Annotated in this window: 15 protein-coding genes; 7 read left to right on the plus strand and 8 right to left on the minus strand. The window is 70.2% G+C overall.

Annotation, left to right across the window (positions count from 1 at the left end; genetic code table 11):
- Positions 1-167 precede the first annotated feature (167 nt).
- From ABT014_RS11565 to ABT014_RS11575, 3 genes are read left to right on the plus strand one after another with little or no spacing between them, the layout of a single operon-like run.
- Positions 168-1,253, plus strand: coding sequence for a dsDNA nuclease domain-containing protein (locus ABT014_RS11565; RefSeq protein WP_350638493.1), 1,086 nt, complete (start codon positions 168-170; stop codon positions 1,251-1,253).
- Positions 1,243-1,824: a hypothetical protein gene (locus tag ABT014_RS11570; RefSeq protein WP_350638494.1), complete on the plus strand. Its 582-nt coding sequence runs from the start codon at positions 1,243-1,245 to the stop codon at positions 1,822-1,824. Before ABT014_RS11565 ends, ABT014_RS11570 begins: the two co-directional genes overlap by 11 nt.
- Positions 1,821-3,746 (plus strand): hypothetical protein, encoded by a 1,926-nt coding sequence (locus ABT014_RS11575; RefSeq protein WP_350638495.1) that lies wholly within the window; start codon positions 1,821-1,823, stop codon positions 3,744-3,746. Before ABT014_RS11570 ends, ABT014_RS11575 begins: the two co-directional genes overlap by 4 nt.
- Before the next feature lie 84 nt (positions 3,747-3,830).
- Here ABT014_RS11575 and ABT014_RS11580 read toward each other — a convergent pair whose 3' ends face one another.
- The 5 genes from ABT014_RS11580 to ABT014_RS11600 form a co-directional block, all read right to left on the minus strand.
- Positions 3,831-8,093 carry an AAA family ATPase gene (locus tag ABT014_RS11580; protein ID WP_350638496.1) on the minus strand — a complete coding sequence of 1,421 codons (4,263 nt, stop codon included), beginning with the start codon at positions 8,091-8,093 and terminating at the stop codon, positions 3,831-3,833.
- 148 nt (positions 8,094-8,241) lie between these two features.
- Positions 8,242-9,660 (minus strand): alpha/beta hydrolase, encoded by a 1,419-nt coding sequence (locus tag ABT014_RS11585; protein WP_350638497.1) that lies wholly within the window; start codon positions 9,658-9,660, stop codon positions 8,242-8,244.
- A gap of 736 nt (positions 9,661-10,396) precedes the next feature.
- Positions 10,397-11,362 (minus strand): 5'-3' exonuclease, encoded by a 966-nt coding sequence (locus ABT014_RS11590; protein WP_350638659.1) that lies wholly within the window; start codon positions 11,360-11,362, stop codon positions 10,397-10,399.
- Positions 11,363-11,472: 110 nt separating this feature from the next.
- Positions 11,473-12,510, minus strand: a complete 1,038-nt coding sequence (locus tag ABT014_RS11595) for a cation diffusion facilitator family transporter (RefSeq protein ID WP_350638660.1) — start codon at positions 12,508-12,510, stop codon at positions 11,473-11,475.
- 144 nt (positions 12,511-12,654) lie between these two features.
- On the minus strand, positions 12,655-13,395 hold the full coding sequence (locus ABT014_RS11600; RefSeq protein WP_350638498.1) for a gamma-glutamyl-gamma-aminobutyrate hydrolase family protein: 741 nt from the start codon (positions 13,393-13,395) through the stop codon (positions 12,655-12,657).
- Between the two features lie 152 nt (positions 13,396-13,547).
- Between ABT014_RS11600 and ABT014_RS11605 the strand changes: the two genes are divergently transcribed.
- Positions 13,548-14,630 carry a DUF2510 domain-containing protein gene (locus tag ABT014_RS11605; RefSeq protein ID WP_350638499.1) on the plus strand — a complete coding sequence of 361 codons (1,083 nt, stop codon included), beginning with the start codon at positions 13,548-13,550 and terminating at the stop codon, positions 14,628-14,630.
- Between the two features lie 88 nt (positions 14,631-14,718).
- Here the strand turns inward: ABT014_RS11605 and ABT014_RS11610 are convergent, their stop codons facing one another.
- Together ABT014_RS11610 and ABT014_RS11615 are read right to left on the minus strand one after the other, a co-directional pair.
- A complete protein-coding gene (locus ABT014_RS11610; RefSeq protein WP_350638500.1) occupies positions 14,719-15,126 on the minus strand; it encodes a hypothetical protein in 408 nt (135 codons plus the stop codon).
- Between the two features lie 62 nt (positions 15,127-15,188).
- Positions 15,189-16,403, minus strand: coding sequence for an amino acid deaminase/aldolase (locus tag ABT014_RS11615; protein ID WP_350638501.1), 1,215 nt, complete (start codon positions 16,401-16,403; stop codon positions 15,189-15,191).
- Between the two features lie 97 nt (positions 16,404-16,500).
- Here ABT014_RS11615 and ABT014_RS11620 point away from each other — a divergent pair, with 97 nt between their 5' ends.
- Positions 16,501-17,244 carry an SseB family protein gene (locus ABT014_RS11620; protein ID WP_350638502.1) on the plus strand — a complete coding sequence of 248 codons (744 nt, stop codon included), beginning with the start codon at positions 16,501-16,503 and terminating at the stop codon, positions 17,242-17,244.
- Positions 17,245-17,304: 60 nt separating this feature from the next.
- On the opposite strand, the gene ABT014_RS11625 is transcribed toward ABT014_RS11620, so the two are convergent.
- Complete coding sequence (locus ABT014_RS11625; protein WP_350638503.1) at positions 17,305-17,688, minus strand: DUF1844 domain-containing protein; 384 nt, start codon at positions 17,686-17,688, stop codon at positions 17,305-17,307.
- 449 nt (positions 17,689-18,137) lie between these two features.
- On the opposite strand from ABT014_RS11625, the gene infC reads away from it, so the two are divergent.
- Both infC and rpmI read left to right on the plus strand, forming a co-directional pair.
- Complete coding sequence (infC, locus tag ABT014_RS11630; RefSeq protein WP_350638661.1) at positions 18,138-18,890, plus strand: translation initiation factor IF-3; 753 nt, start codon at positions 18,138-18,140, stop codon at positions 18,888-18,890.
- Positions 18,891-19,059: 169 nt separating this feature from the next.
- Entirely contained in the window at positions 19,060-19,254 is a 195-nt protein-coding gene (rpmI, locus tag ABT014_RS11635) for a 50S ribosomal protein L35 (RefSeq protein WP_350638504.1), read from the plus strand.
- Positions 19,255-19,282: the final 28 nt, after the last annotated feature.

Raw genomic sequence — 19,282 nt, forward strand, 5'->3', positions numbered from 1 at the left:
GAAGGATTGGCAACGGGTGCCCGTCACAACCGTTGCCACGTTCTGTCGCCCGATGGTCTACTTGGCCGATCCTCAACGGATCATCTAAGGGGTGGTGTTGGTGCGTCGTCGGCCAGCGCAGCCAATGGCTGTCTCGACGTGGCCTCCTGCAGTATGGCGGAGTACGAATGTCTTCGGCGCCAGCTGACGGCGGGCGCCGGAGCCGGCGCGGCTTCGCGTACCAGGACGCGGTTACCCTCCTCGACTGCCTTGACATGCATGAAGGCATGTGGACGCAAGTCTCCTGGGAAGACTTGGAAGACATCGTCTGCGTCGACGGAGACGCGCCGGTCTACCGCCAGGTGAAGACCATCGAAGAAGCTGGCAAGCGCCACAGCGTCGCCAGCGTGTGCGCAGCTGACATAGACAAGAAGCCGGAGAGCAGCTACTTGGGAAAGCTGTTCCTCGGCAAACCCCTTTCCGACAACGCCCGCTTCACCTTCATCATCAACGAGAGCCCGCACGCCAACTTCCACGTGTTCGTGACCGAACGCGGCAAGCCACGGGGTCCTGTCCCGCAGGACATCCGGGAGGACATCGTCAAGCGACTTCGTGGCGTCGTCCTGCCGAACGAGCGGGACATCGGCTGGTGCGTAGACCGCCTTGAGGTCCTGGTGGAGGGCAGGACCATCGAGGAGGTGGAAGACCGAGCGATACGGCGGCTCGGCCCCATCGTGGGCAGTCACCTCGGACAGGCACCGCTGAGCACCGAGGTCGAGGACATCATGGTGCGGCTCCTGATGCGCATCGCCCGCAGCGCGATGGCCCCGCAGCCCTGTGCCGTATCGGCCATGGATTTTCGCGAAATGCTTTTGCTGGCCATCACGCAGTCCACGGGCAGACAGCAGGACGGCACCACCGCTCCGTTGACGAAACTCGCGGACAAGCTCGCGGTCGCTGGGGTGTCGGCCGAGGAGGCAGAGGCTCATAAGGAGAAGGTCTTCAGGTACCGCAGGGCTCAGCGGGCCAGCGTCAGTTCGGCACGTGAGCAGATGGAAGTTTTTGCTGATGAGGTGTTCGCAGTCTGCACCCGGGTCATGGCCGAGCGCCGGGCCGGACGAATTCCTGCAGGATCGGACGCATACTTCGAAACCCTCGCCCGGGTCGAGAACCTCCCGGCGGTGAGCAGCGGGGCGGTAACCCTCGCCCGAGCTCACGCGGTCCTCGCGGACATCACCGCCCGCTGCCAGAACCGGTACGCCGATGCCTCATAGAATCGGCAGGAGCGCCATCCCGCCGCTCCATCGGCCCTGGGACCCGGACGACTCGCCCGACTTCCACGCCTCTCGGCTGCTCCTCCTACTCGCCGAATGCGGTAGCCAGCCCGGACCGCACATCGCCGGCCGCACCAAGCTCGCCAAGCTCGACTTCTTCCTCCGCTACCCCATCTTCCTGGAACGCGCACACCGAGCACTCGCGGACGAGGTCCACCACGAAACGGCTTTCCGTGCGTCCATGCCGGAGGAGGTCGAGGCGCCGATGATCCGTTACCGCTTCGGCCCCTGGGATCCCCGCTACCGGCAGTTCCTGGCGTTCCTCGCAGCCCGCGAACTCATCACCGTCACCACGAGCCATAAACCGGAACGGGTCCGCCTGACGGCCAAGGGGAAGCAGGCCGCCGCCACCTTGGCGGCGATGGACGAGTTCCGCCCCATAGTCATGCGTTGCCATGCCATGCGCGGCAACCTCGCGGACTGGTCCGGCACCGACTTGAAGGACCTCGTCTACCGACTCTTCCCCGCTGAGGTCGCAGAACTCGCCTACCACCAGGAGATCAGGCCATGACCGAGCCCACGGCACCCTCCCGACCCGGGCTCCGGGTCAGCGCCGTTACCCTGGTCCACACCTCGGGCGAGATCGACAGGTACGACTTCAACACGGTCGGCCTGAACATCATCCAGGGCGTCAGGAACAGCTCGAAGACCACCACGCTCAGGGCCATCGACTACTGCCTCGGCAACCCGGACAGCCCCGCCGACGCCCTGAAGGCGGCGGTCGCCGATGAGTACGTCGAGATCATCACCGAGCTGACCGTCAACGGGAATCCGACCGAGATCCGCCGGAACCTGGAGTACGGACACCGGGGCAAGGTCACGGTGAACGGCAACGAATTCCCCGTCGCCGAGTTCTCCGACCGGATCCTGTACGTACTCGGCTGGCCGAGGATCAACGTCCCCAAGGGCATCCGTGCTGCGACCGCCACCGAGCTCGTACCCCTCAGCTTCCGTAGCGTGCTGCGCCACATCCACCGCAACGAGGACTCCTGGATCCGGTTCGCGGACAAAGAGCAGGAGTACCTTCGGCGAGCGGTGATCAGTTACCTCCTCGGGTTCGCCCCCACGCGCTACGACAACAACGATTTCGCCCTCGCGGCAGCAGAGCGCAACCTCCTCCAAGCGCAAGCGGCTGAGCGGGAAGTTCACGACAGCACGGACCGGGCCGTCGCTGCTGTGTGTGAGAACCTGCAGATCCCCATCGCCCGGACCCAGCACCAGGTCGACTCCGTCCGGGCCGACCTCAGAGCCGAACTCGACTCCGTCCACGAGCAGCGCCGCCGGCTCACCGGCGAGATAGAACTCCTCTTGGCCCCCAGCCGCCCCGAGGGCACGACACCGGGCTACGACGCCACGCTCTCCAGCCAGTATGAGCGGGCGACCCAAGAACTCGCCCAGACAGCCGAGAGGATCGCCGACCTCGAACAGGTCCTCGCAGCTCACGTCCAGTCCCAGAACACCGTCAAGGCCGAGATCTCCCGCATGGACCGGCTGATTGCCTCGGTGGACGTCTTCGGCAGCCTGCCGGTACGGCTCTGCCCCGCTTGCGAACAGAAGATCGACATTCACCGGGACCACCCGGAGGGAACGTGCTACGTCTGCACGCAGCCCGTGACCGACGACCAGCGCCAGCGCCGCGGGGAACTGGAGCAGCGATCACTGACCGCCGAGGACGAAGACCTCGAAGAGGCCATCACCCGCACCCGCCAAGACCTCGGACAAGCCAGGACGGATCGTCAGCAGGCCCAGAACCGCCACCACGAACTCGCAGCCCGGCTGAACACCGAGCGGGCCGCCCGTCTCGCACCGTTCGTGACGACACTCGAAGAGATGGCGGCCCGAATCGCCCGACTGCAGCAGAAGCTCACGGCGCTGCCTGCCTTGGACGAGATGATCGCCCGCAAGGCCGCCGCCACCGAAGCAACTGCGGCGGCAGCCCGACGCCTTGAGCACCACCAGCGTCAGGCTGATGACGCACCCCGCCCCGGCAAGACACCACTCGACCGCTGCGCCCTGTTCGCCGAGAGGATGAACGAGTTCCTCGACCGTCACCGCGCCGACGTGTGGGTGGACGGCAACGTGGCGATCAGCGCCGACGACTTGACCTTCTACGTGGGCACTCGGCCCTGGCACCAAGCCCTCGGGGCAGAAGCCACGGTGCTCTTCTTCCTCGCCTACAGCAGGGCTCTGCTCTTCCTCGCCAAGGACATGGACGGCGACTGCCCGTATCCCGGACTGCTGATGCTGGACAACCCGTTCCAGCAGGGCATTGCCAATGAGGTTGTTCACGCCGTCCTACGGGACATTGCGAAAGCTGCCGAGGAGACAGGTGCCCAGGTGATCTCCACCCAGGCAGTGGCAGTTCCCGGGGCCACGAAAACGATCAAGCAAATTCTGATGCGAACGGCCTACACCGGAGAGTCTTCCTCCTGATCCCGGTCCCGCGGATCGAACAGGTTGTTCCTCTCGAACTCGGTGCTAAGGCAGACGAAAGTAGCTTAGGAAGTGTTTTGGCGATCAAACTGTGCCGGCGGGTATGGATGAGATATCGATCGCAAGATAGCCCGAGTCGGTTCCTGCGATGATCAGTCCACAGTGTTCCGTTAGTGCGTATATCTGATCTTCCAGGGGCAACATGTGGGTTGTTCCAGTAGCTGGGTTCCAGATCCGCACCGTCTTGTCATCGCCAGTAGTGGCGAGGCGAGGGGTTCCGTCGGCGACGGTGAACGCCACCACCTGGACTCCGCCGTTGTGGCCGGTGAGGGCAGGTCCGTCCTGCGCGCCGGTGGCGGGGTTCCAGATTCGCACCGTCGTGTCATCGCCAGTGGTGGCGAGGCGGGGGGTGCCGTCGGGGGCGGTGAATGACGCCACGGTCATTATCGCCCGGGTGTGGCCGGTCAGGGGAGGCCCGTCTTGGGTGCCGGTGGCGGGGTTCCAGATCCGCACGGTCCGGTCGTAGCCGGCCGAAGCGAGGCGGGGGGTGCCGTCCGGAGAGACGAACGCCCCCACCGCCAGCACCCCATCGGTATGGCCAGTGAGGGCAGGTCCGTCTTGGGTGCCGGTGGCGGGATTCCAAATTCGCACGGTCTGGTCATCTCCGGCCGAGGCGAGGCGGGGGGTCCCGTCGGCGGCGGTGAACGCCCTCACCACCCGGACCCAGTTGGTGTGGCCGACAAGGGGCTGGCCTTCCTGGGTGCCGGTGGCGGGATTCCACACCCGCACCGTCTTGTCCCGGCCAGCCGAGGCGAGGCGGGGGGTCCCGTCGGCGGCGGTGAACGCCCCCACCACCCGGACCCTCCCGGTATGGCCGATGAGAGGAGGGCCGTCTGGGGTGCCAGTGGCAGGGTTCCAGATCCGCACGGTCCGGTCGTTGCCAGTGGTGGCGAGGCGGGGGGTCCCGTCGGCGGCGGTGAACGCCCCCACCACCCGGACCCTGCCGGTGCGGTCGACAAGAGGCTGGCCTTCCTGGGTGCTGGTGGCGGGGTTCCAGATCCGCACGGTCTGGTCATCTCCGGCCGAGGCGAGGCGGGGAGTGCCATCGGCGGCGGTGAACGCCCTCACCACCCGGACCCAGTTGGTGTGGCCGACAAGGGGCTGGCCTTCCTGGGTGCTTGTAGCGGGATTCCACACCCGCACCGTCTTGTCGTAGCTCGCCGAAGCGAGGCGGGGGGTGCCGTCGGGGGCGGTGAACGCCGCCACCGAGCGCACCCAGTCGGTGTGGTCGGTGAGTGGCCGTCCGTCTTGGGTGCCGGTGGCGGGGTTCCAGATCCGGACGGTCTTGTCGTCGCTGGCCGAAGCGAGGCGGGGGGTGCCGTCGGGGGCGGTGAACGCCGCCACCGAGTGCACCCCTGCGGCGTGGCCGGTGAGGGGAGGTCCGTCTTGGGTGCCGGTGGCGGGGTTCCAGATCCGGACGGTCTTGTCGTCGCTGGCCGAAGCGAGGCGGGGGGTGCCGTCGGTGGCGGTGAACGCCGCCACCGCCAGCACCCCCCGAGTGTGGCCGGTGAGGGGAGGTCCGTCTTGGGTGCCGGTGGCGGGGTTCCAGATCCGGATGGTCCGGTCGTCGCTGGTGGTGGCGAGGCGGGGGGTGCCGTCGGTGGCGGTGAACGCCGCCACCGAGTGCACCCCTGCGGCGTGGCCGGTGAGGGGAGGTCCGTCTTGGGTGCCGGTGGCGGGGTTCCAGATCCGGACCGTCCGGTCATAACCGGCTGTGGCGAGGCGGGGGGTGCCGTCGGTGGCGGTGAACGCCGCCACCGCCAGCACCCCCCGAGTGTGGCCGGTGAGGGGAGGTCCGTCTTGGGTGCCAGTAGCGGGGTTCCAGATCCGGACCGTCCGGTCGTCGCTGGTGGTGGCGAGGCGGGGGGTGCCGTCCGGAGCCGTGAACGCCGCCACCGAGTGTACGTAGCCGACGTGGCCGGTGAGTTGCAGGTGGAGCTGCCGTCGCTTGACTGCGCCAGCGACCAGCGTGGGGGGCCACGTTGAGGGGTTGTGAGGACAGGTCTCGACGGAGGGCGGGGTGCCTTGGATGTAGGCAGTACCAAGTCTGCGCCACCACCTGCGCCATCCGATCGTGCCGTGATCCTGCTGATAGGGACCGGTCTCGTAGACATGGTTGTGAAAGAAGACGGTCCCGGCGATGGTGGGTGGCAGCTCGCCCGAGGCGAGGCCACGGTGCAGGGCGTTGGTGGTGATGCTGGAAAGGTCGAGGGTGTCGAGGACATCGGGGTGTTCGGCGAGGATCCTCAGGGCCCCCGCCTTGTGGCCGAGGCGTGCGTGGTCAGCGAGGTGGTGGCGGATGTAGGGGCTGAAGTCCTCATGCGGCGAGGTGTCGAGGTTGTAGCGGATGTGGCAGGCCAGGGCTGTCGTGACGGCGGCGTGCGCAGTGGGGACGTCAGGGGCAGCGGTGAAGTGTTCGCTGAAGGTGCGGTGGGCGAGGCGGTAGACGCTCTGGCCGTGTTCCTGGTCAAGGACGAGGTAAGGGGCGGCGTCCCGGACTAGGCCGGAGATACTACCGCCGGTGCCAACAGTGGTGGTGAGGGCGTCGGCGGCCTGTGCCCAGATGCCATCTTGGTCGGGCATGCCTCGCCCCTGGGCGAGGCCGAGGGCATGGAGGAGGGGTGTGTAGTGGGGGTCGGCGCGGTGGAGGCGTTCCAGGGCGCGGGTGAATAGCTGGCGGTGGGTGCGGCCGATCAGGGGTGAGGGGTCGGCGAGGAGGGCGGGGTCGTTGAGCAGTTCGTGGGCGGCGAGGCGGACGTATAGGAACTGCTGCGGTTCTGCGCCGCCCAGTTGATGGTGGGTAACCAGGCGGTGGATGGCATTTTCTATAGTCATGTCGTCGGCGTCGAGGGCGCCTCTGTATTGGGCGGTGTGGAGTTTGGCGCTCAGATATCCGGCGAGCGCATCCTGATTTTGGGTCACCTCGATGTACTGCAGGTGTGCTCCGTGAGCGCGTGGCCGGAGGGCGTCGAGGATGTCGGTGTCGTTGAGCGCCAGCTGGTCGGGGCCTTCACGGGTCGAGCGGCGGGTGCCAATGACGATGCGTACGGCCGGGAGGGCGGCGAGGTGGCGTAGGAGGGTGTCGGCGATGGTGTGGGGCTGTTCGGCCTCGTCGAGGGCGTCGAAGAGGAGGGTCAGCCGTTCGCGTCGGTCTTGGAGTCGTTCGAGGAGCCGGGCTGCGAGGTCGGCCGGGGGTTGGCTGGCGGTCGCTTCCTGTGCGAGGTCTGGCAGACCTGCTGCCTGGGCGACGAGGTGCAGGGTTCGGGCGAGGGTGAGGCCGGAGAGGTGGACGACGAGGTCGAACGGGTCGTCTGGGCAGGGGATGTCGGCCGGTAGTGGGGCAAGGTGACCGTGGCGAAGGAGGAGGACGCGCAGGCGGGTGTTGGTGTGAAGGAGGACGTGGCCGAGGAGGGCTGATTTGCCCGAACCTGCGGGGCCGGTGACAACGAGGGCGCCCCGAATGGCGGTGGCCAACCAGTGGAGGATCTGGTCGCGTTCCTGGGTGCGGCCGTGGAAGTACCAGGCGAGCTCGCCTAGTTCGGCCCCGCTGGCCTTGGGGAGGAAGTGGCGCTGCTCATCGGCGGGAAGCTGGTCGATAACTGCTTGGAGCTCGGCGAGCTGGTCTAGCGGTGCGGAGACGGCGGAGGCGACGTCTGGCAGGACGCGGACCAACTGGTCGCGGTGGTCGTCGACGGTATCAGCGCGGTAGCCGCGGAGTTCGCGAGCGAGCTGGCTTCCGAGTTCGGCCAGGCCGATGGCCCTCCTCCCAAAGAAGGTGATGGTCAGGGCGTTTTCCAAAGCTCGGGTGAAGGCGCCAAGCTCCGCGTAGCCCTCGGCGGCGGTGGACAGCAGCAGGAAGCGGTCGACGCCTCGATACTCGTTGATGAGTGTGGTGTGGACCTTGCGAGCGAAGTCCTGGGAGAAGCAGGCATCGAGGACGACGATCGTCCAGCTGTGCTCGCTGTCGGGGTGAAACCGTCTGCGGCCAATGGCGCGGGCAACCTCCTCTGGGGATACACCGTCGTCGATGGGTGTTGGGGTGAGATGGTGGGCGAGGTGCTCGGCATTGCCGTGGCCGGCCCAGTAGAGCACCGTGTTTCCGCGATGCGTGGCCGTGAGCCGTTTCCAGTCGCCGAGGCGGTTCTCGACCGCCTGCCGGTCCCGTTCGTCCTCCGGGACTACCCAGTGGTTGACGTTTAGGCCGTAGGGGGTAAGGAGTTCGGCGATTGCCAGTACGTGTTGCTCGGTGTCCAGGTCGTCATGGTGCCGGTAGGTCGTGAAGTTCACAGGGAACAGCTCGACCGCGCTTCCAGCGGCCGGGAAGTCCTCGACCGCGTCACCGGTCGGGGTCAGCCCTGCCTGGCCTGGGGCAGCGGCAGCAGGGGTCGGTCGGTAGGCGGGGGCGCTGGGGGTAGGCATGGGCGGATTTCCGCGTTCAGGCGTCGGGCGGGGTGACGAGGATGAGTTGGGTAATCGGCACGTCGGCCCCGGTGTCCAAGGTGACTCGGTACAGGTCTGGCGCGTCGGGGATGAATCGGCTGGCAAAGGCGCCGTCGGGGCGATCAATGTCGCGACGGAGGGTGAGGGGGTGGCCGAGGCGGCCGCTGGTCGCAGAGCGAACGGTTAGGCTCACCCCGGCCGGGTTGAGCAAGCCGGTGACGTGGAGGGTGAGCGGCTGCCCGACCGACCCGCCGAGATAGGGGGTCTCCAGGCCCGCTCCGGCTTTGTTGCTGTCGGCCATGCGGGCGCCCGAGGCGCGTTCGAGGGTGATGTTGCGGATCTGGCGCAGGACCTCGTCGTGGCGCATCAGGGTGCCGTGCTGGCCGAATACGTAGGTGACCGCGGTGATGCCGGCCTGAGCGGATGGGAGGTGCACAGTGCCATCTCCGCGTGTATCGCGCCGGGCGGGGACACCACTGGCCGGGTCGCGGACGAGTTCGCCGTCGTCGCCGACATCGAATGCGTGGCGGCGGCCCACGACGATTGCCTGCGGTAGCTCAGCCAGGGTCTGCACGGTGGCCTGGGCCTCGCCCACGACCGCCCGGTGGCCGGGCATCGCGAATGGCTGCTCCCAACGGCGGGTGTGCTCGTCCAACGAGCGGGCTGCCAGGTCCCGATCTCCGCCGAACCGAGCGACATCACTCGGAGTGAGCCGTGCGATATCCAGACCTATATCCAGGCAGCGGTATCCGGGAAGCAGGTCGTGCACGCCCGGCAGAGTCGCCGCCATTGCCTGCACCTGCCGAAGCAGCCACCTCGGCCTCGCCCCGGCGCATAGGAGGTTGAGCGTCAGGACCGTCTTCGCTGAGCCCAAGAAGGGGGTCCCCACGGTGACCACCGCCCGCGTGTCGGCCGCCAGTTCCGGGTCCTGCTCCATGGCGGCCCGCACCACCAGCCCACCCATCGAGTGTGCGGCGAATACCAGCCGCGGCTGCCGTTCGCCCGCCGCCCGCCACTCGGACCGGGAGGCGACCTGGTCTCGCCACCGAGTCAGATGCGCGCGGGCCGTACGGGCGAGCACTGCGCCGTTGTAGGCGACGGACAGGCGCCAGTCGTACGGAAAAGCGGCCACGGCCTCCGGTGCCAACACGACTTTCCGCAGGCTGTCGACTGTCTGGGTATAGGGATCCAAGCCTTCCAGTACGGGCAGCCACCACGGCTTCGCCAGCAGCCCGGTTGCTCGCACTCGGGTCAGCGGATTACGTCGGAAGGTGTCAGCGTCAGCGGCCCGCTCCAACTCGTCCGCTTGCAACACGCTAAACCGGTCGTCGTCGGCTGCAGTGCCGGTCAGCATCCTGAGGTCGACGCCCCATAGCGGGCGGCCCGTCGTAGTTTCCTGAAGGACGCTGCCCATGATGCCCGGTACTACCACACACGCGTCCCGGGTGCGATCCCTGAACACCGGCGGCATAGCCCCGTATGGCACCCTACGGCTCGCACTGTCATCTCCTACCGTCCCCATGTCACCCGACAATAGACAAGCGCGCCCATCCGCGTACGAGCTTCACTGCAGGAGGAATCCAGGCTGCGTACTAGAGATCGTCTTCAAAGATCAGATCCAGAGCAGGATCGAGGCGGTGGTGACGGTGGCCCCGGCGCCAAGGGAACATCGACATCAGGGGCCGTGGACAGCAAATACATGGGGAGGCCGCAGAATCCCCTTGCAGCCGCCATGACTGCCCGCGTGCAAGGCGATGACGGTAGCCACCGATCTCGCCTGCAGAGCTGCGGCTGCTGCACTGATGCAGCGGCCGCCACTCGACAGGGTTCGTCACTCTCTGTGCGGGCAGTGGCCGACCTGTCGCCCGCTTCCTCTGCTGACGCATAGTCATCTGCGAGTGTCGCCATTTCACACTCATTTCACATGAGGGAGAGGACGAGCGAGTAACAGCGAGAGCTTCTGAGAGGTGTTTTTGCAGGTCAGGGGCCATAAAATGAGGGCCTGGCCAGATGGCACTTGGAGGCCGGTTCAGAAGTCTTAGCACAGCTCGAACCTGTTGCGCCTGACTATTGGAGCCGTCGCATGGAAGGGGCACCGAGTCTCGGGACGTGCCGGGGAGCCAGCGCGGAGACGGACGCGGGCTCCGTTCTCAGCGGGTGGCTGTGAGGGTGTCGAGGAGGCGGGTGAGGGAGGTGCCGAGGCCCCAGCGGGCGGAGAGGTCTTCCAAGGCCATGGGGTCGAGGGGTTCGGTGGGGAGGACGGGGTCGAAGTCGGGGAGGGGGACGTCGGTGGCGACGCGGACGACGGTGGGGGCGACGTCGAGGTAGGGGGCGGCTTCGAGGATGTTCTTGCGGCGTGCGGGGGTGAGCTTGGAGAGCGGGTCGGCGGCGGCGGCGCGGATGCCGGGGAGGTCGCCGTACTCGCGGATGAGTTGGGCCGCCGTCTTCTCGCCGATGCCCTTGACGCCCGGGAGGCCGTCGCTGGGGTCGCCGCGCAGGGCGGCCATGTCGGCGTACTCGCTGCCGGTGACGCCGTACTTCTCGAGCAGGGCGGCCTCGTTGATGACCTCGGCGTTGCCGACGCCCTTGACCGGGTAGATGACCTGCACGCCGCGGGCGTCGTCCACCAGCTGGAAGAGGTCTCTGTCCCCCGTCACGATCAGGACCCGTGCGGGTTGGTAATCTGCAGTCTCCCGGTCGCCGGTGACGATCTGGACCGGCCCGGTGGCCCGCGCGGTGAGGGTGCCGATCACGTCGTCGGCCTCGTACCCGGGGCAGCCGACCCGGGCGATGCCGAGGGCGTCCAGCACCTGCTCGATCACCGGCACCTGCGGTGCCAGGGTGTCCGGGATCTCCTCCGCGTCGCCGGTGCTCCCGGCGTCCTCCTCGGCGAGCCGGTGGGTCTTGTAGGAGGGGATCAGGTCGACCCGCCACTGCGGGCGCCAGTCGGCGTCCATGCAGGCGACCAGGTGGTCGGGGTGGTGGTCCTGGACCAGCCGGGCCACGAAGTCCAGCAGGCCGCGGACGGCGTTCACCGGTTGCCCGTCGGGGGACTTCACGGACTCCGGCACGCCGAAGTAGGCGCGGAAGTAGAGGCTGGCGGTGTCGAGCAGCATCAGTCGGGGTGCGGTCACCCTCCGATCATGCCGCACGCCGCTGACGAACCGTCCGACCGATCGACCGCCGGCGGCCGGGTCAGGCGGCCGGGTCCGGCGGGCCACCGGCGTCAGTGCTCGTGCGGCCCGCTGCGGTGCACCGGCCCGTGCGCGTCGGCGCAGTGGTCCCACGGCTCGACGCCGGGGCCGGTGATCTGGAGCAGCGCCTGCGCCTCCTCCTCGCCGACGTGGTCGACCTGCAGGGTGCTGTGGCTGATCCGGTACTCCTCGCGCAGCCGGCGCTGGAGTTCGCGGCGGACGGCGTGGCAGTCCCCGCCCGGGCTGACCAGGATGTGCGCGGACAGCGCCGGCTGGCCCGAGGTGATCTCCCAGATGTGCAGGTCGTGGATCTCCTCGACGAGCGGCTCGGCGACCATCCGATCGGCCACCGTGTCCGGGTCGATGCCGGCCGGGGCGGCCTCCAGGAAGATCCGGCCGGAGTCCCGGACCAGTCCGACGCCGGCCTTCAGCATCAGCGCGACCACGATCAGCGAGGCGATCGCGTCCGCCTGGACGAAGCCGGTGGTGATCATCACCAGGCCGGCCACGGCGGTGGCGATGAAGGCGTACAGGTCGGTCAGCACGTGCTGGAAGGCGCCCTCGACGTTCAGCGAGCTGCGGTTGGCCTTGGACATGCACCAGGCCGCCGCGATGTTGACCGCGATCCCGACCAGCGCGGTGACCAGCACCAGCGCGCCGGTCACCTCGGGCGGGTGGATCAGCCGCTGCACGGCCTCGTAGCCGAGCCAGGCGGACAGCACCAGCAGGGTGACCCCGTTGGCCTGGGCGGAGAGGATCTCGGCCCGCTTGAGGCCGTAGGTGTAGCCGCCGCGGGCCGGCCGGGCGGACAGCCGCATGGCGATCAGCGCCAGCACGATGGACGCCGCGTCGGTGAGCATGTGGGCGGCGTCGGAGATCAGCGCCAGCGACTGGGCGGCGAAGCCGACCACCACCTCGCCGGCCATGAAGACCACGATCAGGGTGAGCGCGCTGAGCAGCCACCGCCGGTCGGCGTCGGCGGCCACCCCGTGCGAGTGCCCGCCGTGCCCGCCGTGGCCACCGGGTCCGCCGTGGTCGTGCTCGTCGTGCTGGTGGTCGTGGCCGCCCATCGAGATCCTCTCCCGCACGTTCCGTAGGCCGGGCCGCACTGCCCGTCCACGAAGTGAACCGCAGATCGGAGGAAGATCCAAAGACTGCACTGGTGACCGTTGTCGTTCCCGCCGAACGGCCCGCGCCGGTGCCGCCGAACGGCCTCAGCCGACCGGGACCAGCCGACCCGCCCGGGTCGCCGCCGCGGCGCCGACCAGGGCCTGCATCACCCGCGGGTCCTCGCCCTGCTCCGGGTGCCACTGCACGCCGAGGACGAAGCCCGCCCCGGTGCTGTCCTCGACCGCCTCGACGGTGCCGTCCTCGGCCAGGGCGCAGACCGTCAGCCGCTCGCCGATCCGGTCCACCGCCTGGTGGTGCGAGGTCGGCACCACCACGCTCGGTTCCGGCAGCAGCCCGCTGAGCATCGTCCCGGCCACCGGCCGCACGGCGTGCCGGCCGTAGCTGTTCGGGCCGCCGGCATGGCCCTCGTGCCGGACCAGGTCGGGCAGGTGCTGGTGCAGGGAGCCGCCGCGGACCACGTTCAGCAGCTGCATCCCCCGGCAGATGCCGAGCACCGGCATCCGGACCGCCAGGGCGGCGCGCAGCAGGGCGGCCTCCCAGGCGTCCCGCTCGGGGGCGACGGCCTCGGTGCTGGGGTGCGGCTGCTCGCCGTACAGGGCCGGGTCGACGTCCTCGCCGCCCGCGATCACCAGGGCGTCCAGCCGGGCGACGGCGGCCGGGGCGTGCTCGGGTGCGTCGGGGGGCAGCAGGACGGCCAGGCCGCCGCCGGCCCGGACCAGCGCCGGGTAGCGCTCGGGCAGCATGACCGCGAGCCGTTGGTCGAAGCGGCCCCAGGCCGCCGTGGTGAGGTAGCTGCTGATGCCGATGACGGGCCGTGGGGTCATGCGGCGAATTCTGCCGTCCGCGGGGCGGGAAGGGCTGCTGGGGCGGTCCGACGGGGCTGGCGTGTCTTTCTCATCCGAATCTCATCGGGGAAAGGCCGTTCTCAGGTCGAGCTGATTCCGTGCTTACCCGCGGGCGTTTAGATTTCTCCGGTGTGAGCGAGCAGATTCCCGCCGGGTGGTACCCGGACCCCAAGGAACTCACCGGTGACCCTCGGCCCGAGCGCTGGTGGGACGGCACCGGATGGACCACGGCCACCCGGCCCGCGCCGGCCGACGGGGCGGCGGCCGGGAGCACGGACGACCGGGTGCTGGAGGGCGAGGTGCTGGGCACCGGCCCGACGGTGCGCTACCCGGAGCTGCCGCCGGTGGCGTTCGGCCAGCCGGCCCCGCCGAAGGCGCGCCGCCGGCCGGGCCGGGCCGTCCTGGTGGCCGCCTCGGTGGCGGCACTGGTCGGCCTGGCGGTCGGCTCCGGGGTGACCTACCTGGCGATGGACGGCCGCTCCGGTGACAGCCGGGCGGCGGTGGACCGGCCCGGTCAGCGGTCCCAGGACTTCCGTGGCCCCGGCGGCGGCTTCGGCGGCAAGGGCGGCACGGCCCCGGGCGAGGGCCGCAACGGCGGCCAGGGCGGGAACGGCCAAGGCAACGGCCAGGGCAACGGCCAGGGCGGAGGCAGCCAGGACGGCACCCCGCCGGGCGGCGGCCTGCCCGGTGGCGGGGCCGGCGGCGGCCCGGCCGTGGACGCGGTGAACCGGATCAGCCTGCCCGTCCCGTCGGGCTGGCAGGGCGGCACCACCGACGACGGCTACGCGGCCCTCACCGTCGGCCAGTACACCTGCGTCGACGGCAAGGACACCTGCTCGCTGGGCGGGGCGGTGACCGGCAAGGTGGACGGCACCGACGCCAAGCAGGCGGCGCTGGCCGACATCGCGGCGGCGGCGAAGGACTCCTACGGCGAGGTGAACTCGCACGAGGAGCTGAAGTCCGAGGCTGTCAAGGTGGCCGGCCACGACGGCTACCTGGTCCGCTGGAAGGTGGATGCGGCGCAGGGCAACGACGGCTACGTGGAGACGGTGGTCTTCCCGACCGGCGACGGCAAGCAGCTGGCCTCCGTGCACCTGGGCTTCGACGTGGACACCAAGGCGCCCGACGTCAAGGTGATGGACACCATCGTCGCGGGCATCGCGGCCTACGACGGCCCGGCGCTCGGCGGCGGCTCGGGCGGCACCCGCACCTGAGCGGGCCCGAGCATCCCGAGGACCCGAAGACCGACCGACGACGGATCGGGCCCCCGGCACCCGCCGGGGGCCCGATCCGTCGTCGTGGTCAGAAGGTGACGTCCCCGGCCTGGTCGATCCGGCCGATCTGGACCACCGACTGGTGGAACGTGCCGCCGGTGATGGTGGCGTTCGCCGACCCCGCGCCGGGCTGCGGCCCGTGCTGCTGCAACTCGTCGAGCAGCGACCGCAGTTGGTCGGCCGCCGCCGGGTCGGCCGCCAGCGCGCGCCGCAGCCGGGCGGTCCACTCGGCCTCCGCACCGGCCATCGCGGCTTCACGGTCCTCGGCGGCGATCAGCTCCTCGCGGACCGCGTCCATGTCCTCGCAGACCGTCTCCCGGCGGCGCCCGAACAGGGCGCCGAAGCGCCCCCGGACCTCCGACCAGACCTCGGTCACCATCAGCCCGACCAGTGTGGTCGCCCCCGACGTCGCCAGTGCGACGAGCTCGGCCTCCATGGCTGCCCCCTTCCGACCCGCGAAATCCGACTGATCGTCAGCATAGGCCCCGGGTCGGACGGTCAGAGGAAGGTTTTCCCCTCACCCCGGTAGGTCGGCACGGTGCCGGTCACCCGGTCGCCCTCGACCAGGTGCAACTCCGGGAAGCGCTCGCAGAGTTCACCGGCCTTGGCGTGCCGGAACCAGACCCGGTCGCCGATCAGCAGGTCGTCGGCGGCCGAGCCGAGCAGCGGGGTCTGCACCTCGCCGGCACCCTCCTGCGGGTCGTAGCGCAGCCCGGCCGGCAGGTACGGCACGGGGGAGCGGTCCGGACCGGCCGCGCCCGAGGCCGGGTATCCGCCGCCGAGCACGGTCACCACGCCGACCCCCGGCCGCCGCACCACCGGCTGGGCGAACAGCGCCGCCGGACGCCCCTGGAACGAGCGGTAGTTGTCGAACAGCCGCGGCACGTACAGGCCCGAGCCCGCGGCCACCTCGGTCACCGCCCGCTCCGCCACCGTGCTCTCCACGCTGCCGGTGCCGCCGCCGTTGACGAACTCCAGGTCCGCCACCTGCCGCAGCCGCCGCACCACCGCGGCCCGCCGCTGCGCCAGCTCCGCCCGGGCCTTCGCCTGCATCAGCCGGATCGCCTGCGAGCGCAGCGGCCGCCCGGCGATCCGGTCCCCGACACCGGCGATGTGACCCTCGTACGCCATCAGGCCGACCACCTTGAACCCGGGCCGGGTGTGGACCAGTTCGGCGAAGGCGCCGAGCTGCTCCGGGGTCCGCATCGGGGCGCGGCGGGCGCCGACCCGGACCCGGCCGCCCAGCAGGTGCAGCGAGGTGTCCAGCTCCAGGCAGACCCGGACCTGCTCGGCGCCCTCGCGGGCCCGGTCGATCAGGTCGAGCTGCGCCGGGTCGTCGATCAGCACGGTGACGGCGCCGGCCAGCTTGGGGTCGGCGGTCAGCTCGGCGTAGCCGGCCCGGTCGGCGGACGGGTAGGCGAGCAGGACGTCCTCGAAGCCGGAGCGGGCCAGCCAGAGCGACTCGGCCAGCGTGAAGCTCATGATCCCGGCGAAGCCGTCCATCGCCAGCACCCGCTCCAGCAGGGCCCGACAGCGCACCGACTTGCTGGCGACCCGGATCGGCTTCCCGGCCGCCCGCCTGGCCAGATCGGCGGCGTTGGCGTCGAAGGCCGCCAGGTCGACCAGGGCCAGCGGTGCGTCGAGGTGCGCGGTGGCGCGGTCGTACCGCGCGCGGTCGGCGACGGTGCCCGGGGCGGGGTGCAGGTTGGCCATGGGCGCAGACTGCCACACGGCGCTACCGCTGGGTAGGTCCTGGGCCGGGGCTCCTGCGGGTGCCGGCCGGCCGGCACCGGTGGCATACCCTCACGGGGTGGAGCCCAAGAACATCCCGAACCCCGGATTCTCCGACGACGACGGCACCGCCGACCCGCGCCTGGCCTCGGCCCTCGCGGGCTGGCCGGAGGGCCGGACGGCCGAGGGCGAGCTGCTCGGCGCGCTGACCGCGAGCCGCCTGCTGGTGCCGATCGTGGCCCTGCTCGGCGAGGTGGAGACGGACGCGAACGGGCTCAGACACGAGAAGACCAGCGACATGGCGGTGCCGGTGATCGAGGCGGCGGACGGCCGCCGGGCGCTGCCCGCCTTCACCTCGCTGGAGTCGATGGCCCGCTGGCGGGCCGACGCCCGCCCGGCGCCGGTGGCCGCGCCGCAGGCCGCGATGGTGGCGTACTCCGAGCGCGCCGACACCCTGCTGGTGGACCCGGCCGGCCCGGTCACCGTCCCGCTGAGCGGGGCCCGGCTGCGCGCCGTGGCGGAGAACCGCGCCTACCTCGCGCCGCACGCCGACCCGGAGGTCCGGGCGGCGGTGCGGGCGCTGCTGGTGGCCGAGCCCGCCGTCGTCGCCGGGCACCTGCAGGCGGCCGAGGAGGCGGACGGCACGCTGGTGGTGGTGCTGGACGAGGGCCTCGCCGAGCCGCAGCCGCGCGCCGCGGTCGAACGGCTGGCGGGCGCGCTGACCGCCGACCCGGTGCTGCGGGTCAGGCTGGACCGCGGCCTCCAGCTCGCGGTGGTGCCGGCGGGCACCGCGCTGCCGCCGGAGCCGCTGTACCGCCGCTGAACACGCCGGCGCCCCCGGAGCGGCTCGCTCCGGGGGCGCCGGCGTGTCCGCGCGACGGGCTCAGGAGTAGACCGGCCCGGTGAACTTCTCGCCGGGGCCGGAGCCGGGGGCGTCCGGCACCAGCGACGCCTCGCGGAAGGCCAGCTGGAGCGAGCGCAGCCCGTCCCGCAGCGGCGCGGCGTGGAAGTTGCTGATCTCCGGGGCCCCGGCGGTGACCAGGCCGGCCAGCGCGGTGATCAGCTTGCGCGCCTCGTCCAGGTCCTTGTCCTTCTCGCCGCCCTCGGCGAGCCCGCACTTCACGGCGGCGGCGCTCATCAGGTGGACCGCGACGGTGGTGATCACCTCGACGGCCGGCACCTCCGCGATGTCGCGGGTCAGGTCGTCGAAGCCGATGGCCGCCTCGTCGCCGGTGTGCTCTTCGTGCTGCTCGGGCTGGCTGGTCAAGATGGCTCACTCCGTCGTGCCGGGTTGGGTACACAGCGAGCGTACCCAGGCCCGCCCGGCCCGGTGCGCCGCAGGTGGGCGGCCCCGGCCGGGGGAGGGGCGGAATACCGGTGAGACGGGAAAGGCTGTATGCTTCGAGACTGACCGGCCGGATTCCCGCATGGGTTCCTGGCCAGCAAGTGGAGGCTCCACCCAGGAGGCCCGAAAGGGCCACCCCGACAGTCTCCCACCCGCCTCGTCCTCACGGTCGACGGGTACGGTCCGCGACAGGCGCCCGCGAGGGTCGCAGGTCGCCAGTGGCGCCCTCACCGGCGCCTCGGATTGTGTGGAGCCCCGCCTGTCACCGTGCGGGGCTTTTTTCGTGCTTGCGGTGCTGTTCGCAGCGCAGCATGAATGAAGCCCCGCCCAGTGGTCGAAGCCACTACGTGCGACCGCCGTCCGACGGCCGCATCGAAAAAAGGTGCAACCGAGGAGGCCCCATCAGCACCGAGCCCCGCATCAACGACCGGATCCGCGTCCCCGAGGTGCGACTCGTCGGTCCCAGTGGCGAGCAGGTCGGCATCGTGCCGCTCGCGAAGGCGCTGGAGCTTGCCCAGGAGTACGACCTCGACCTGGTCGAGGTTGCCGCCACCGCGCGGCCTCCGGTCTGCAAGCTCATGGACTATGGCAAGTTCAAGTACGAGTCGGCCATGAAGGCCCGTGAGGCGCGCAAGAACCAGGCGCACACGGTCATCAAGGAGATGAAGCTCCGGCCGAAGATCGACCCGCACGACTACGACACCAAGAAGGGTCACGTCGTCCGGTTCCTCAAGCAGGGCGACAAGGTCAAGATCACGATCATGTTCCGCGGTCGTGAGCAGTCCCGCCCCGAGCTGGGCTTCCGACTGCTGCAGCGGCTCGCGGACGACGTCCAGGAGCTCGGCTTCGTGGAGTCCTCGGCCAAGCAGGACGGCCGAAACATGATCATGGTTCTCGGCCCGCACAAGAAGAAGACCGAGGCCATGGCCGAGGCCCGTGCCATCGCGGACGCCCGCAAGGCCGAGCGCCAGGGCCGGACCCCCGGTTCGATCGCCGAGGACGCCGAGGACGACGTCGAGGACGACGAGGCCCTGGACGTGATCGAGGACACCGAAGGTGACGAGGCCGTCGAGGCCCCCGCCGCCGAGGTCGAGCAGCCGGCCGAGACCGCCCAGGACGCCTGAGCCCCCGTGGCTCATGGCTCGTCCGGGTGATCGGCCCAGGTACCGGGGCATCCGCCCCGGTGACCTAGAACCGCCCTCCGTACCCGACACCGGGTGGGGAGGGGCCTGTGCCCCGGGCCCGCGCAGCAGTGTGCGGGCCAAGGGGCGGACGATGAGGAGAAACGGCGACATGCCGAAGCAAAAGACGCACAGCGGCGCCAGCAAGCGCTTCAAGATCAGCGGCTCCGGGAAGGTGCTGCGCGAGCGTGCCGGCCGTCGCCACCTGCTGGAGCACAAGCCCTCGACGCTGACCCGCAAGCTGGCCGGCACCGTCGTGATGGCCCCGGCCGACGCCAAGAAGATCAAGAAGCTTCTGGGCAAGTGATCGCCCGCCCGCGGCCCTGCTGCGGAAC

Source organism: Kitasatospora sp. NPDC094015, assembly GCF_040304075.1.
In the GTDB taxonomy this organism is placed as follows: Bacteria; Actinomycetota; Actinomycetes; order Streptomycetales; family Streptomycetaceae; genus Kitasatospora.

Excerpts from the sequence above, each read along its gene's own strand:
- ABT014_RS11565 (WP_350638493.1), top strand. The coding sequence starts at position 168 with ATGTCTTCGGCGCCAGCTGACGGCGGGCGCCGGAGCCGGCGCGGCTTC.
- ABT014_RS11570 (WP_350638494.1), top strand. The coding sequence starts at position 1,243 with ATGCCTCATAGAATCGGCAGGAGCGCCATCCCGCCGCTCCATCGGCCC.
- ABT014_RS11575 (WP_350638495.1), top strand. The coding sequence starts at position 1,821 with ATGACCGAGCCCACGGCACCCTCCCGACCCGGGCTCCGGGTCAGCGCC.
- ABT014_RS11585 (WP_350638497.1), bottom strand. The coding sequence starts at position 9,660 with ATGGGCAGCGTCCTTCAGGAAACTACGACGGGCCGCCCGCTATGGGGC.
- ABT014_RS11590 (WP_350638659.1), bottom strand. The coding sequence starts at position 11,362 with ATGCTGCTCGACACCGCCAGCCTCTACTTCCGCGCCTACTTCGGCGTG.
- ABT014_RS11595 (WP_350638660.1), bottom strand. The coding sequence starts at position 12,510 with ATGGGCGGCCACGACCACCAGCACGACGAGCACGACCACGGCGGACCC.
- ABT014_RS11600 (WP_350638498.1), bottom strand. The coding sequence starts at position 13,395 with ATGACCCCACGGCCCGTCATCGGCATCAGCAGCTACCTCACCACGGCG.
- ABT014_RS11610 (WP_350638500.1), bottom strand. The coding sequence starts at position 15,126 with ATGGAGGCCGAGCTCGTCGCACTGGCGACGTCGGGGGCGACCACACTG.
- ABT014_RS11615 (WP_350638501.1), bottom strand. The coding sequence starts at position 16,403 with ATGGCCAACCTGCACCCCGCCCCGGGCACCGTCGCCGACCGCGCGCGG.
- rpmI (WP_350638504.1), top strand. The coding sequence starts at position 19,060 with ATGCCGAAGCAAAAGACGCACAGCGGCGCCAGCAAGCGCTTCAAGATC.